Origin of the sequence: Thioalkalivibrio sp. ALE16 (assembly GCF_000381305.1) — a bacterium.
Classification (GTDB): Bacteria; Pseudomonadota; Gammaproteobacteria; order Ectothiorhodospirales; family Ectothiorhodospiraceae; genus Thioalkalivibrio.
The window spans coordinates 14115-27667 of sequence record NZ_KB906379.1; the positions used below are offsets into that span (position 1 = coordinate 14115).

Annotated in this window: 11 protein-coding genes; 6 read left to right on the top strand and 5 right to left on the bottom strand. The window is 67.7% G+C overall.

What is annotated here, in order from left to right:
* Window positions 1-90 precede the first annotated feature (90 nt).
* From F627_RS0114885 to argF, 3 genes are all read left to right on the top strand, one after another.
* A complete protein-coding gene (locus tag F627_RS0114885) occupies window positions 91-672 on the top strand; it encodes a superoxide dismutase (protein WP_018867276.1) in 582 nt (193 codons plus the stop codon).
* A 102-nt stretch (window positions 673-774) separates the two neighbouring features.
* A complete protein-coding gene (locus F627_RS0114890; protein WP_019584520.1) occupies window positions 775-1971 on the top strand; it encodes an acetylornithine transaminase in 1197 nt (398 codons plus the stop codon).
* Window positions 1968-2897: an ornithine carbamoyltransferase gene (argF, locus tag F627_RS0114895; protein WP_019584521.1), complete on the top strand. Its 930-nt coding sequence runs from the start codon at window positions 1968-1970 to the stop codon at window positions 2895-2897. Before F627_RS0114890 ends, argF begins: the two co-directional genes overlap by 4 nt.
* A gap of 164 nt (window positions 2898-3061) precedes the next feature.
* On the opposite strand, the gene F627_RS0114900 is transcribed toward argF, so the two are convergent.
* The gene (locus F627_RS0114900) at window positions 3062-3709 is read right to left on the bottom strand and encodes a sulfite oxidase heme-binding subunit YedZ (RefSeq protein ID WP_019584522.1); all 648 of its coding nucleotides are present in this window, start codon (window positions 3707-3709) and stop codon (window positions 3062-3064) included.
* A 12-nt stretch (window positions 3710-3721) separates the two neighbouring features.
* A complete protein-coding gene (msrP, locus tag F627_RS0114905) occupies window positions 3722-4699 on the bottom strand; it encodes a protein-methionine-sulfoxide reductase catalytic subunit MsrP (protein ID WP_019592804.1) in 978 nt (325 codons plus the stop codon).
* 214 nt (window positions 4700-4913) lie between these two features.
* On the opposite strand from msrP, the gene F627_RS0114910 reads away from it, so the two are divergent.
* On the top strand, window positions 4914-5114 hold the full coding sequence (locus F627_RS0114910) for a PA3496 family putative envelope integrity protein (protein ID WP_018867271.1): 201 nt from the start codon (window positions 4914-4916) through the stop codon (window positions 5112-5114).
* 292 nt (window positions 5115-5406) lie between these two features.
* Here the strand turns inward: F627_RS0114910 and F627_RS0114915 are convergent, their stop codons facing one another.
* The 3 genes from F627_RS0114915 to F627_RS0114925 form a co-directional block, all read right to left on the bottom strand.
* Window positions 5407-6546: a lipocalin-like domain-containing protein gene (locus F627_RS0114915; RefSeq protein ID WP_019584523.1), complete on the bottom strand. Its 1140-nt coding sequence runs from the start codon at window positions 6544-6546 to the stop codon at window positions 5407-5409.
* Window positions 6547-6677: 131 nt separating this feature from the next.
* A complete protein-coding gene (locus tag F627_RS0114920; RefSeq protein ID WP_019584524.1) occupies window positions 6678-9209 on the bottom strand; it encodes an ABC transporter permease in 2532 nt (843 codons plus the stop codon).
* Window positions 9206-9922, bottom strand: a complete 717-nt coding sequence (locus tag F627_RS0114925) for an ABC transporter ATP-binding protein (RefSeq protein ID WP_018867268.1) — start codon at window positions 9920-9922, stop codon at window positions 9206-9208. Before F627_RS0114925 ends, F627_RS0114920 begins: the two co-directional genes overlap by 4 nt.
* 451 nt (window positions 9923-10373) lie before the next feature.
* Here F627_RS0114925 and mgtE (F627_RS0114930) point away from each other — a divergent pair, with 451 nt between their 5' ends.
* Together mgtE (F627_RS0114930) and mgtE (F627_RS0114935) are read left to right on the top strand one after the other, a co-directional pair.
* Window positions 10374-11732 (top strand): magnesium transporter, encoded by a 1359-nt coding sequence (mgtE, locus tag F627_RS0114930; protein ID WP_019584525.1) that lies wholly within the window; start codon window positions 10374-10376, stop codon window positions 11730-11732.
* Between the two features lie 12 nt (window positions 11733-11744).
* The gene (gene mgtE / locus F627_RS0114935; RefSeq protein ID WP_019584526.1) at window positions 11745-13103 is read left to right on the top strand and encodes a magnesium transporter; all 1359 of its coding nucleotides are present in this window, start codon (window positions 11745-11747) and stop codon (window positions 13101-13103) included.
* Window positions 13104-13553: the final 450 nt, after the last annotated feature.

Here is a 13553-nt window from a genome sequence, read left to right on the forward strand (position 1 = left end):
CAACGTGACTATCGTTGTCCCGTTATGCGGCGTCCCCGTTTCGGGACGCTGCCACAGCAGTTTCTCACGACACTGTCCAAGGAGTCTTTCATGGCCTACGAACTGCCCGATCTGCCCTACGCCAAGAACGCGCTGGAGCCGCACATCTCCGCCGAGACGCTGGAATACCATCACGACAAGCACCACGCGACCTACGTAACCAAGCTGAACGGCCTGCTGCCGGGCTCCGAGTTCGAAAACGCCACGCTGGAAGACATCATCAAGAAGGCCCCGGCCGGCGGCATCTTCAACAACGGCGCCCAGGTCTGGAACCACACCTTCTACTTCAACTGCATGGCCCCGAACGCCGGCGGCGAGCCCTCGGGCAAGCTGGCCGATGCCATCAACAGCGCCTTCGGCTCCTTCGACGCCTTCAAGGAGAAGTTCAACGAGTCCGCCGTTGGCAACTTCGGCTCCGGCTGGACCTGGCTGGTGCAGAACAATGATGGCTCGGTGGAGATCGTCAACACCTCCAACGCCGCGAACCCGCTGCGCGACGGCAAGACCCCGCTGCTGACCTGCGACGTCTGGGAACACGCCTACTACATCGACTACCGCAACGCCCGCCCGAAGTACCTCGAGAACTTCTGGGCCGTGGTGAACTGGGACTTTGTGGCCCAGCAGATGAAGTAAAGTCCCAAGCGGACTAAACTAGGCGCCTTTGGCCGCATGACGCGGCCGCGCCTTTCATCGAGCCGGCGGCCCTCCGCCGGCTCTTTGGTTTCGGAGAACCCCATGAGCGACGCCCTGCAGAACACCTACAAGCGCCTGCCCGTTGCCTTCGAGCGCGGCGAAGGCGCCTGGCTGTGGGATACCGACGGCAAGCGCTATCTCGACGCCCTGTCGGGGATCGCGGTGTGTGGCCTTGGCCACGCCCATCCCAAGGTCGCCCAGGCCGTCTGCGACCAGGCCAGCACCCTGGTGCACACCTCCAACCTCTACCGCATCCCGCTGCAGGAACAGCTGGCGCGGCGCCTGTGCGCGCTGTCCGGCATGGATCGCGCCTTCTTCTGCAACTCGGGGGCCGAGGCCAACGAGGCGGCGATCAAGCTCGCCCGCCTGCATGGCCGTGCCCGCGGGATCGCAGAGCCGAAGATCGTGGTGATGGAGGGCAGCTTCCATGGCCGCACCATGGCCACCCTGTCCGCCACCGGCAACGCGAAGGTCCGGGCCGGATTCGAGCCGCTGGTATCGGGCTTTGTGCATGTGCCCCACGGCGACGCCGAGGCCGTCGAAGCCCTGGCGGCCGACCCGGACGTCGTCGCGATCCTGGTGGAGCCGGTCACCGGCGAGGGCGGCATCCATGTCCCGCCGCCCGGCTACCTGCGCCGCCTGCGCGAACTGGCCGACCAGCACGGCTGGCTGCTGATGCTGGACGAGATCCAGGCCGGCATCGGCCGTACCGGGCACTGGTTCGCCTTCCAGCACGAGGGCATCACCCCGGATGTGGTCAGCCTGGCCAAGGGTCTCGGCAACGGCATCCCCATTGGCGCCAATCTGGTGGCCGGTGCCGCCCGCGAGCTCTTCTGCCCGGGCATGCACGGCACCACGTTTGGCGGCAACCCGCTGGTGTGCCGGGCGGCGCTGGCCGTACTCGATGTGATGCAGGACGAGGCCCTGTGCGAACAGGCGTCCCGTCAGGGCGAGCTCCTGCTGAAACGGCTGCACGACCGCCTCGCGAACCATGCGGGCGTCGTCGCCGTGCGTGGCCGCGGTCTGATGATCGGGGTCGAACTGGACCGCCCGGCCGGCGAGCTGGTCATGGCGGCGCTGGAGCGGGGGCTGATCCTGAACGTGACCGCGGATCGGGTCATTCGCCTGTTGCCACCGCTGATCATCGACGACGACCAGGTGGAACAGATCGCCGTAACCGTAGCCGACCTGGTGGACGCGTTCCTGGCGTCACCCCAAGCCAACGAGGTCTCCGCATGAACCCACGCCACTACCTCTCGTTCCTGGATCTCTCCGGCGATGAAACCCGGGCCCTGCTGCAGCGCGCCATCGAGCTCAAGCAGCAACTGAAGGCCGACGAGCACCACGACGACCTGCTGCGCGGCAAGACGCTGGGCATGATCTTCGAGAAGTCCTCCACCCGCACCCGCGTGTCGTTCGAAGTGGGCATGCAGCAGCTGGGCGGCAACGCCCTGTTCCTGTCCCCGCGCGACACCCAGCTGGGACGCGGCGAGCCGATCGAGGACACCGCCCGCGTGCTCTCGCGCATGGTCGACTGCGTGATGATCCGCACCTACGAACACGAGAAGATCGAGCTGTTCGCCAAGCACGCCACGGTGCCGGTGGTCAACGGCCTGACCGACCTCGAGCACCCGGCCCAGCTGCTGGCCGACCTGCAGACCTACTTCGAGCATCGCGGCGACATCCGCGGCAAGCGCGTCGCCTGGATCGGCGACGGCAACAACATGTGCCACAGCTACATGTACGCCGCGCGCCTGCTGGACTTCCAGCTGGTGGCCGCCTGCCCCGAGGGCTACGACCCGGAGCCCAGCGTGGTCGATACCACGCGCGAACACTTCCAGCTGACCCGCGATGCCCGCGCCGCCGCCGAGGGTGCGGATCTGGTCGTCACCGACGTCTGGGCCAGCATGGGGCAGGAACAGGAAAAGAGCGCCCGCCGCCGGGCCTTCTCCGGCTTTTTCGTCGATGCCGACCTGATGCGGCTCGCCAATGACGATGCCCTGTTCATGCACTGTCTCCCCGCCCACCGCGAGGAAGAGGTCTCCACCGAGGTCCTGGAAGGCCCGCAGAGCGTCGTCTGGGACGAGGCCGAAAACCGCCTCCACGCCCAGAAGGCCCTGCTCGAATTCCTCATCACCCTCAACGCCGACCAGCGCACGTCGTAAGGGCGAAAAGCGTTAACAGGAAGATGGGAAGTTAGGAAGGGTTATTGGTGAGGTGGCATCCCCGGCGCGGCGGCTAGCATCGCGCGGTGGGCGAAATCTCGGCCCCCACAATCAAAACCTTCCTGTCTTCCCATCTTCCTGTGAAACGCCCTTGACCTGAACCTTCAGGCGGGCGCGCGGCGGCGGGCATGGATGCGCCGGCGGGTCTGCCAGCGGTAGACGACGCGCCAGCCGAGCAGGAAGGCCAGGATCGCCGCGTACAGGGCCACCTCGGCGTAGTCGGCCCGGGCGAGCCAAAGGAAGTGCAGCACCGCCAGCACGCCGGCCACATACACCCCGCGGTGCAGCCAGACCCACCCCTTCCTCAGCCAGCGCTGGGCACCATCGGTGGAGGTGACCGCCAGCGCCAGCAGGATCACCCAGGCGGCGAAGCCGACCATCACGAACGGCCGCTCGGTCAGGTCGTAGAGCACCAGTTCCCAGTCGAAGAACAGGTCCACGCCCAGCCAGATCAGGGCGTGCGCGGTCACGTAACCGAACGCGACCAGCCCCAGCATCCGCCGCAACCGGGTGAGCCACGCCAGGCCCGTCATCTGCCGCAACGGGGTCACCGCCAGCGCCAGCAGCAGCGCGATCATCGCGTGCGTGCCGGATAGCTCCAGCAGCTTCTCGATCGGGTTCACACCCAACCCGCCGAACCAGCCAAGCGTACGCAAGCCGATCCACATGGCCGGCAGAAGCGCCACCAGCAGGACGGCCCACCACACCCCGGTGGACGGACGGGACCGGGCTCGACGGGTTGTGGCGGTCATGCCCCCATCCCGTCAGAAGTGCTCGCGCAGGTCCATGCCCTCGTACAGCGACGCCACCTCGTCCCCGTAACCGTTGAACATCTCCGTGCGCCGGCGCCGGAACTCGCCGATGCGGCGCTCGGTGCGCTGCGACCAGCGCGGATGATCCACGTCCGGATTCACGTTGCTGTAAAAGCCGTACTCGTCGGGCTGCGCCTGGTTCCACAGGGTCGGTGGCTGGTCCTCGACGAAGCGGATGTGCTGAATGGACTTGATGCTCTTGAAGCCGTACTTCCACGGTACCACCAGCCGGATCGGCGCCCCGTTCTGGTTGGGCAGCACCTCGTCGTACAGACCGACCGCGAGGATGGTCAGCGGGTGCATCGCCTCGTCCAGGCGCAGGCCCTCGGTATAGGGCCACTGCAAACCACCGGAACTGGCCCGGCGCCGGGGCCGCTGCCCCCGCAGGTTTTCGGGGTCGTGAATACTCTCGAAGGCCACGTAGCGCGCACCCCCGCGCGGCTGCGCCTGCTCGATGATGCGGTTCAACTCGAAGCCGATCCAGGGGATCACCATCGACCAGCCTTCCACACAGCGCATGCGATAGATGCGCTCCTCCAGCGACCAGGGGCTGATGAAGTCCTCCACCGCGTACTCACCCGGGTTGTCGCACAGCCCGTCCACCGTGATCGTCCAGGGATCGGTCTTCAGCTGATCGGCGTAGGTCTTCGGATCCCCCTTCCCCGGGCCCATCTCGAAGAAGTTGTTGTAACTGGTGATCTCGTCGTACGAGGTCTTCGACTCGTCGGTCGAGAAATCGCTGGGTTCGAATTCCAGCGGATACCCCCGCAGGGCGGCGGAGGCCGGCAGCGCCGCGCCCAGCCCACCGAGCGCCAGACCAGCGCCCAGCCCGATCCCCGTTCGCAGGAAATCGCGCCGCCGCGCGTAGATCTCCGGCGGCGTAATCTCGCTACGGGAACACTCGGAACGACGTCGGGTGCGGATCAGCATGGCCTGCCCTCGCAACTGTTCGGCGGCGACGGGAAACGCCGCCACTCGTGCACCATGGACCAGCAGCGCCCGCTCGAGTTCGGATCGCGTACTCCATAAGGGAAATCGAGGAACAATAAGAATTTTCTGCTTGCGGGCCGGCCGAAACGATATATAAGGCTTTTCTGATACCGCAGTCCGGGGTGGCCCGGCCGGCTTGTCAGGAGACCCGACAATGGACCCGACGATCGATGATGCGGCCGATGGCGCCGACGAGATCGCCAGCCTGTTCGACACTCAGCTCGTGAACGACCGCGGCCCGGCGCGTCACGCCGCCCGCCGCACCCTGGAACGCCTGATGGAAGAACGCGCCCTGCGCGCCCATCTTCAGGACGACTTCGACCTCGACATCCCGCACGAGGCGATGGACTGGTAACCCCGGGGTGGCCTCGCGCCACCCCTCGCCTGCAGGCAGCCCTGTTGCACCACAGAGGGCACAGAGGACACGGAGAGAGGCCGGGTCGAAAGCGATTAACAGGAAGATTGGAAGGTAGGAAGGGTTGTTGTGGGGCGCCCGGGCACCCCCAGCGCGCGAGGGCTGATCCTGCCTCCGACGCAGCACTGCCGGACCCAAAAAACCTTCCGATCTTCCAATCTTCCTGTGAAAGCTTTTCGCTTTTGACCTGGCTGTTCTCTGTGTCCTCTGTGCGCTCTGTGGTCGAAACGCCCTAGTCCTCGTACCCCGTCAGCTCCACAAAGCCTCGCCCGATCGCCTCTCCGTCCGGATCGAGGATATCCACGGCGCCCTCCCAGTAGCGGATCACGGTGTCCATCTCCTGTTCGTCGCGGATGGCGCGCACGGTGAATTCGCGTGACGCCGAGCCGTCCGGCGGCGCGATGCGCATGGCCCACTCCACCGGATAGCGATTGCCGGAGGGCTGTGTGGCCCAGCGCCGGGGCTCCAGTTCGACCTGATCGGGCTCCAGAAGCCGATCTTCGGCGTCCGCCGGCATCCAGCGGCCCTTGGACAGCGGATGCGGCTCGCCTCCCTCCTTGCGCAGCTGGTAGTACATGACGTCCAGCCCGTCGTCGAACTGCAACGCGAACCAGTCCCAGCCCACCTGATCCTCGGACAGCGCACTGGTGCTCCACTCGCGGTCCATCCAGGCCTGACCGGTCACCGCCAGGCGCCCGAGCTCCGCGCGCTCGACCTCCCCGCGCACCGCGATACGGGGCATGGAGTAGTAGTAGGAGGCATTGCCCGGCTCCGGGCCCTTCTGGCTGAGCCCCGCCTCGCCCTGGAGGACCGGGCCGCGCAGGGGCTCCAGTTCCAGCGCCAGCCGGTAGTCGTCCACGCTGAAGTCCAGCGTCCAGCGATCCCGGTCCAGATCGGCCAGCTGCCAGCCCTCGGCCCAGACCCGGCCGACCGGCTCCGTGGCCCCGGCCAGCCCCGCCCCGTCGCGTACGAAACGCTCCTCGGAGGCATGGTGCCCGGCCTCGCGATCGATCACCGCCGTATGCGCCATCCAGATATCCGGGCTGGCCCAGGCCGAGTCGTGCCAGTGCGCATCCCCCGCCAGCTCCGGCGCCAGCCCGACGCGGAAGAAGGTGATGTGAAAGCCCAGCCGCTCGCCCTCCGGCCCGTCGAGATTGCCGGTCACATACCACCACTCGTTGCGAAACCCCGGGTGCGGCCCGTGATCACGCGGAAACTCGAACACCCGCGGCGCATCCGCACGCCGGAACCCGTCCGTCTCCTCCCCGCCCAGGGCCTCGCCCACCCGCAATCCGGTCACCCCCGGAGCATCGGTCTCGGGCGGATCCACACCCCCGCAGGCGCCCAACACCCCCACCATCATCAGCACCATAACCACCCGCAGGCGCAGCCCCAGTGGGAGCCTGCTTGCAGGCGAAGCCCCTGCCCGCGCTGGACCCTGCCAAACCCCATTCGCGGGCAAGCCCGCTCCCACATGTCCCAACCAACGCCTCATCCAGTCCATCACGGCACCTCTCTAAGGGCCGGCACCAGCCGCATGCGCGCCATTCGCCACGCCGGGATGGCCGAGGCCAGAAATGCCGCTCCGATCCCCAGCAGCACGGTCTCGACCACCTCGTCCCAAGGCAGACGCAGGTCCATCCCCCATCCGAAGGCCTCGCGGTTGATCACCTCGATCAGCAGCCAGCCCATGCCCAGCCCCAGCGGGATCGCCGCCAGCGCGGCAAACGTGCCGAGTACCCCGCCCTGCAGCACGACCAGACTACGCACGCCCCCGGGCAACAGCCCGAGGCTGCGCAGCGTGGCGAACTCGCGCGCCCGCTCCATCTGCAATGCCATGAGCGCGCCCAGGATCGCGATGAAGGCCACCACCAGCGTGATCACCCGCAGCAAATGGGTAATGGCAAACGTCCGGTCGAAGATCGCCATCGACTCCTGCTCGATATCGCCCGGGCGCGTCACCAGGGCTGGGCGGTCCTGCTCTGCCAGCCAGGCTTCCAGGCGTTCCACGACCGCTTCCACATCCACTCCCGCCGGCAGCCGCAGCCCGAACGACCCCACTCCATCGGGTGGCATGCCCGCCCGGACAAAGGCCGCCTGGGTCATCAGCACAGTACCGCTCGGGTTGCCGTAATCACGGTAGATCCCGAGGACTTCGAAGGGGCGCTGGCCGCCGGGCACCGCCAGCGACAGCCGATCCCCCGGCCGAACGTCGTGGTGCGCCGCAAACGGCTCGGTCACCAGCACCGCATCCTCCGTCGCGAGCCGCTCCCCCAGCGCTTCACGCGCCACCGTGCTCTCCAAAAGCGGCAGATAATCCAGCCAGTTGGCATGCGGTCGCACCACATAGAGATTGACCAGGCCGCGCTCGCTGACCACCTCCTGACTGGACCCGGTACTGACCGACACGGCCCCCGAGCGCGCCACCAGGTCGGCCGTCCAGTCCTCGGGCAGACGCGCACCACCGCGCGCCGAAGCCGGCGCCGCGGGCACCACGTAAAGATCCGACGTCAGTGCCTGGCCCAGCCACTGCTCCACGCTGCCGCGAAAGCTGCCGACCATCACCGCCACGCCGATCGCTGCCGCCAGCGCCAGGGTCAGCGCCGAGGTAGCAGGCGCGCTGCGCGACAGGCTGCGCTCCAGGCTACGCACCGCGATGCGCGGCAGGGTCACCCCGCGAACCAGCGCCGCCAGCCCGCGCAGCGTCCACACCAGTACCCAGGGCAGCAGCAACACCACTCCGGCAATCAACAGGAACAACGCCACGAAGCCGCCCACCAGCGCTCCCGCGCCAGTGACGATCACCCCCCCCCCCGCGAGCAGCAGCGCGATGGACAGCACAGCCAGCCATGCCGCCCAGCGACGGGCGAGGCCCTCCAGACCCCCGCGCCCCGTGCCGCCCGCACGCGCTGCCTCCCAGGCAGGGGCCAGCGCCGCCAACAGCGAGAGCCCCACTCCCAGCAGGAATACCGCCCCCAGGGCCAACGGGCGTGGCGTCACCCCGGTAACCGCCACCGCGAAGAAGTGATCCGTGACGGTCTGCGCCACCTGCGCGACCAGCACCTGCGCCAGCGCAATGCCCAGTAGCGCGCCCAGCAGCGTCCCGATCACGCCGACCAGCAACGCCTCCAGCAACACCACGCCGAAGATCGCCCGCCGGCCCACACCGACCAGGCGCAGACTCGCGATCACCTCGCGGCGCCGGAGCACAGCAAAGGTCTGCGTGTTGTAGATCAAGAACGCCGCGATCAGCAGTGCCAGCAGGCTCATCGCCGTCAGGTTGGTGCGAAATGCCTGCGCCAGCTCGCGCGCGGCCTGCCCCCGGCTCTCCACCGGCACCAGCTCCAGTTCGGCGGGCAGAGCCTCGGCCAGCATATCGACCTCGGCATCCGTCAGCCGTACATCGATCCGATCCAGCCGCCCCAGCCGGTCGAGCAGACCCTGCGCCGTGGCGATATCCGTCACCCATAGCGAGCCACCACCCTCATCGGTCGCGGCGTCCGCCTGGTCACGCTCGACCGCGCGATCAATGACCGTCACCTCGCGCGCACCCCCCGCCGCCTCCAGCGTCACACGCGACTCGTGAGCCCGGCCCGAATCGCGGAACCACCCCGCCGGCGGCAGAATCGTCCCCGGCTCGGTCACCAGGCGCTGCACCGGGGCATCGCCGATATCGGAAGCCGCGCCGCGAAACGGCCCCTCAGCCAGCGGATCGACGCCCAGCACATAGATCGTGCTGCCGTCCGACAAACGGGCCGGCCCCTCCACGATGGGAGCGGTATCGCGCCACCCGGCCATGCGTAGCTCGCGGTAGAAGGCCTCGTCGAACCCGCTTGCCGGCCCGAGGACCTGGTGCGTCGCAGCTCCCGCAACCTCGTCCATCGAGCGGTCAAACGCCCGCTGGGCCGACTGGTTCGCCAGGTCCACCGCGAGCACCACGGCCACGCCAATGATCACCCCCACCAGCGTCAGCAACCGCTGTAGCGGCCGCCGGCGCCAGTCGCGCAGCCAGGCTCGCAGGACCAGAAGGCTCATGCGGGAGCGGCTTCCGTAGAACCGGCCGACTGCAGGAGCCCGTCGCGCATGGTCAGAACCCGGTCCAGCCGACCCGCCAGTTCATGACTGTGGGTCACCAGCAGCAACGAACAACCGGTGGCCCGAACCTGCTCCAGCAACAGGGCAAACACCGTCTCGCCAGTGCGCGAGTCGAGGTTGCCGGTGGGCTCGTCCGCCAGGATCAGCGCGGGTTCGTGCACCAGCGCCCGCGCGATCGCGACGCGTTGTTGCTCGCCCCCGGACAGGGTCTCCGGATACCGCCCGCTCTTGTCACCCAGCCCCACCGCCTCCAGCTGCACCGCGGCGCGCTCGCGGCGTTCGCCGGCAGACAAGTCTGTCGCCAGCTCCAGTGGCAGCATCACATTCTCCAGCACGGTCAGCGTCGGAATCAGGTGAAACGACTGGAACACGATCCCCACGCGGCCCCGCCGCAGGCGCGTGCGCGCCGCCTCGTCCAGCCCCGCCAGCGCCTGCCCCGTCAGGTACACCTGGCCGCGCGCCGCCGCCTCCAGCCCGGCCGCGAGATGCAGCAGGGTGGACTTGCCGCTGCCGCTTTCGCCGACGATCGCCACCCGCTCCCCGGCGCGAAGCGCGAAATCCACCCCATGCAGCACCTCCCCCTCGCCGGGGTAGGCAAACGCCACATCGGTCAGCGACAGCACCGCGCCTTCTACCGAGCCTTGTTGCTCCATCGCACACCTTCTCAATCACACGAATCTTCGCCTGCGAGCAGGCTCCTACCCGGCAGGGGAAGCCCCCCGTAGGAGCCTGCTCGCAGGCGAACAATCCTCATTGAACACCCCACACCCTCTGCCCCCCTGCAGACCATGAAGAGTAGATGAATGTTTCAAAACCCCGCACAAGCGGTTGATTGAGGCCCGTCATCCGTTAGAATAAGCAGCATCTCCACACGCGGGAACACGCCTTGAAACGTCGATCACGAAGTCGATCTATCCGCGCCTAGCGGCAAGCGCCCGTTCCCCGACCGGTCGCTTCCGTCAGGCCTCTTTGATCAAAGAGCCGGGAGCGGCCGGGCCCAGCCCGACCCGAACCTGGACCATCCACCGCATCCGTGCGGCGCCTCGCCGGTCTGTGCCCGAGCACAGTCCAGTCCGAGCGCCCCGATGCCGCCGGGAGAAGGGCATGGAGCTTCACCTCGAACAGTCCATCATCGAGCTGAAGGAGCTGTTGCGTCTGGACGACCGCGACGGGCTCCACGAACTGCTCGACTACATGCGCGTGCAGGATATCGCCCACGCGCTGATGGAGCTGGGCGATGACGACCTCTGCGCCGTGTTCAACCTGCTCCCGCCCGGGCGCAAGGCGGATGTCTTCGCCTACCTCGACACCGCGCACCAGATCCGCCTGCTGGAGGCCTCCCCGCGCGAGGATGCCCGCTTCATCCTCTCCGAGATGGAGGCGGACGACCTCACCGCCCTGCTGCAGACCCTGGACCCGGACACCCTGCGCAGCTACCTGCGCCTGCTGCCGTTCCGCGCCATCCGCCGGGCGCTCAAGCAGCTCAACTACCCGGAAGACTCGGTCGGCCGCGTGATGTCGCCGGACGTGGTCGCGGTGGACCCGGACTGGACACTCAAGCGCGCACTGGCGTTCATCCGCCGCAATGCCGACGAGCACTCCAACAACGTGATCTTCGTGGTCGACCCGGACCGGGTCCTCCTGGCCGCGGTCCCCATCCGCCACTTCCTGCGCGCCAGTGCCGACAGCCCGGTGCGCGATCTGCTGGACGAGGGCGAGCCGATTACCATCGCGGTCTCCGAAGACGCGGTGGAGGCCGCCCGCCGCATCCAGCACTACGACCTGGAGACCCTTCCCGTCGTCGGCGAGACCGGCGAGCTGCTGGGCGTGGTCACGGTGGACGACGTAATGGACCTGATCGAGGCCGAATCCACCGAGGACTTCCACAAGCTGGGCTCGGTGGGCACCCTGCCCCTGTCGCCGCAGGAGGCGAGCCCGTTCCTGCTCTATCGCAAGCGGATCGGCTGGCTGCTGGGCCTGGTGGCCTTCAATACCATCGGCGCCATGATGATCTCCCAGTACGAAGAGATCATCGAAGCGGTGGTGGTACTCGTGTTCTTCCTCCCGCTGCTGATCGCCTCCGGTGGTAACGCAGGCGCGCAAAGCTCCACGCTGATGGTGCGTGCCATGGCCACCGGCGAGGTCACCGCCCGCGACTGGCTCAAGCTGTGGGCCAAGGAGATGGGCGTCTCCGTGACCCTGGGCGTCAGCATGGGCGTGGCGGTCTCGCTGGTCGGCCTGTGGCGCGGCGGTCCGGAGATCGCACTGCTGGTCGCCCTGGCCATGACCGTCATCGTCACCGTGGCCAGCATCCTCGGCATGCTCCTGCCGGTGGTCCTGAACAAGCTCCGCCTCGATCCGGCCACGGCCAGCGTCCCGCTGGTCACCTCGCTCGCCGACATCGGCGGTATCCTGATCTACTTCTCGCTGGCCGTAGCCCTGCTCGGCCTGGCGACTCCGTAAGAGAACCCGCGCATGAGCGCCACCGAACCCGATCTCGAGACCCTGCCGCAGGTGATCGCCGACGCCCTGGACGAACCGGAGGCGGACGTCCTGCAGGCCATCTGCGGCTCCTACGCCGCGCCGGACCTCTCCGACGCGCTGGAGACCCTGCCAGCCGAGCAGATGGAGGCCTTCTTCCAGCGCCTGGACGTCGAGTGCACGGCGGATATCTACGCCCACCTGGAACCGGACCATCAGTCACGGGTGTTCCAGGCGCTGGACGACGCGCACGCCAGCCGCCTGGTCGCCGCGCTGTCCTACGACGACGCCGTCTCCGTCATCGACGGCCTAGAGGACGACCAGGCCGAATCCCTCCTGGAGACCCTGCCAGACGACGACCAGGAGGCCCTGGAGACCCTGCTCGGCTACCCGGAGGAGAGCGCCGGGCGTCTGATGACGCCCGAGTTCGCGACCGTCCAGCCGGACTGGTCCGTGGCCGAGGCCATGGATCACCTGCGGGAACACAGCGATCTGGCCGAGACCGTCAACACCATCTTCGTGATCACACCCAACGGCGAACTGCTCGGCTGGGTGCGCCTGAAAGAACTGCTGCTGTCGCGTCCCTCCACCAGCGTGCGCGAACGCATGCACACAGATGTCGTCAGCATCGCGGCGGAGGAAGACCGCGAAGAGGCCGCCCACCGCATCTCCCACTACGACCTGGACGTGCTCCCGGTCGTGGACGACGACGGACACCTGCTCGGCATCATCACCGTCGACGACGTAATGGACGTGCTGCGCGCGGAGACCACCGAGGACTTCCACCGCATGGCCGCGGTCGGCGACGTCGTGCTCTCTCTGCGCGACGCCAGCATGCAGCTCCTCTACCGCAAGCGCATCGGCTGGCTGGTGATCCTCGTTGCCGTGAACATCCTCTCCGGCATGGCCATCGCCCACTTCGAGGCCGCCATCGAAACCGTCGTCGCGCTGATCTTCTTCCTGCCCATGGTAATCGCCACCGGGGGCAACGCCGGCGCCCAGGCCTCCACGCTCGTGGTGCGCTCACTCGCCACCAACGACATCAAGCTCCAGGACTGGTGGCGCCTGGGCGGCAAGGAAATCCTCGTCTCCTCCGCCCTGGGTGCCACCCTCGCCGGCGCCATCTGGCTCTCCGGCAACTGGCTCGGCAGCCTCGAGGTCGCCAACGCCATCGCGCTGGGCATGTTCCTGGTCGTCCTGTTCGGCTCCATGTTCGGCCTGCTACTCCCCTTCACCCTCACCCGCTTCGGCGTCGACCCGGCCGTCGCCAGCGCCCCGCTGATCACCTCCGTCGTCGACGTCGTCGGCATCACCATCTACTTCGCCACCGCCGTCGCCATCCTCGGCCTCTAGCTCCGCAGCCCCCGTCCTCCCTGTAGGAGCGTGCACGCACGCGAAGCCCCTGCCAACGCCAGGCCGGCACCGAAACACCACCCTCCCCGCGGGCGCCCCCCTTCTGGCAGCGTCCTTCGTGGGAGCGGGCTTGCCCGCGAAGCCCCTGCCAAAAGAAACCCGTCATTGCGTACATGGACGCCCCCGGTTTGCCAAGCGTTTGAGTGATGGTTTCGGGGCGACGATTGCTCCCGTACATTCGGACTGCGTGTGCGGCTTTCATTCGCCACGGTCCCGGATGGATTCCGCGGGTGGAGGGTCCCAGCGAGGTCACGCACTCGAGGTGCTTCGCAATGATCGGACTGGCCCCCACCGGGATCGCTCCCGTTGCCATCATGCTCAATCGCTTGCGCAATCGAGGGTTGGGTACGTAATAACGCGTTCGCTTCTCCGTTTTTGTAGGCTTACGCG

Bases quoted from the DNA above. Each gene is read 5' to 3' on its own strand.
- mgtE (WP_019584526.1), top strand. From the start codon at position 11,745: ATGAGCGCCACCGAACCCGATCTCGAGACCCTGCCGCAGGTGATCGCC.
- msrP (WP_019592804.1), bottom strand. From the start codon at position 4,699: ATGCTGATCCGCACCCGACGTCGTTCCGAGTGTTCCCGTAGCGAGATT.
- argF (WP_019584521.1), top strand. From the start codon at position 1,968: ATGAACCCACGCCACTACCTCTCGTTCCTGGATCTCTCCGGCGATGAA.
- F627_RS0114920 (WP_019584524.1), bottom strand. From the start codon at position 9,209: ATGAGCCTTCTGGTCCTGCGAGCCTGGCTGCGCGACTGGCGCCGGCGG.
- F627_RS0114890 (WP_019584520.1), top strand. From the start codon at position 775: ATGAGCGACGCCCTGCAGAACACCTACAAGCGCCTGCCCGTTGCCTTC.
- F627_RS0114885 (WP_018867276.1), top strand. From the start codon at position 91: ATGGCCTACGAACTGCCCGATCTGCCCTACGCCAAGAACGCGCTGGAG.
- F627_RS0114925 (WP_018867268.1), bottom strand. From the start codon at position 9,922: ATGGAGCAACAAGGCTCGGTAGAAGGCGCGGTGCTGTCGCTGACCGAT.
- F627_RS0114900 (WP_019584522.1), bottom strand. From the start codon at position 3,709: ATGACCGCCACAACCCGTCGAGCCCGGTCCCGTCCGTCCACCGGGGTG.
- F627_RS0114910 (WP_018867271.1), top strand. From the start codon at position 4,914: ATGGACCCGACGATCGATGATGCGGCCGATGGCGCCGACGAGATCGCC.
- mgtE (WP_019584525.1), top strand. From the start codon at position 10,374: ATGGAGCTTCACCTCGAACAGTCCATCATCGAGCTGAAGGAGCTGTTG.
- F627_RS0114915 (WP_019584523.1), bottom strand. From the start codon at position 6,546: ATGGTGCTGATGATGGTGGGGGTGTTGGGCGCCTGCGGGGGTGTGGAT.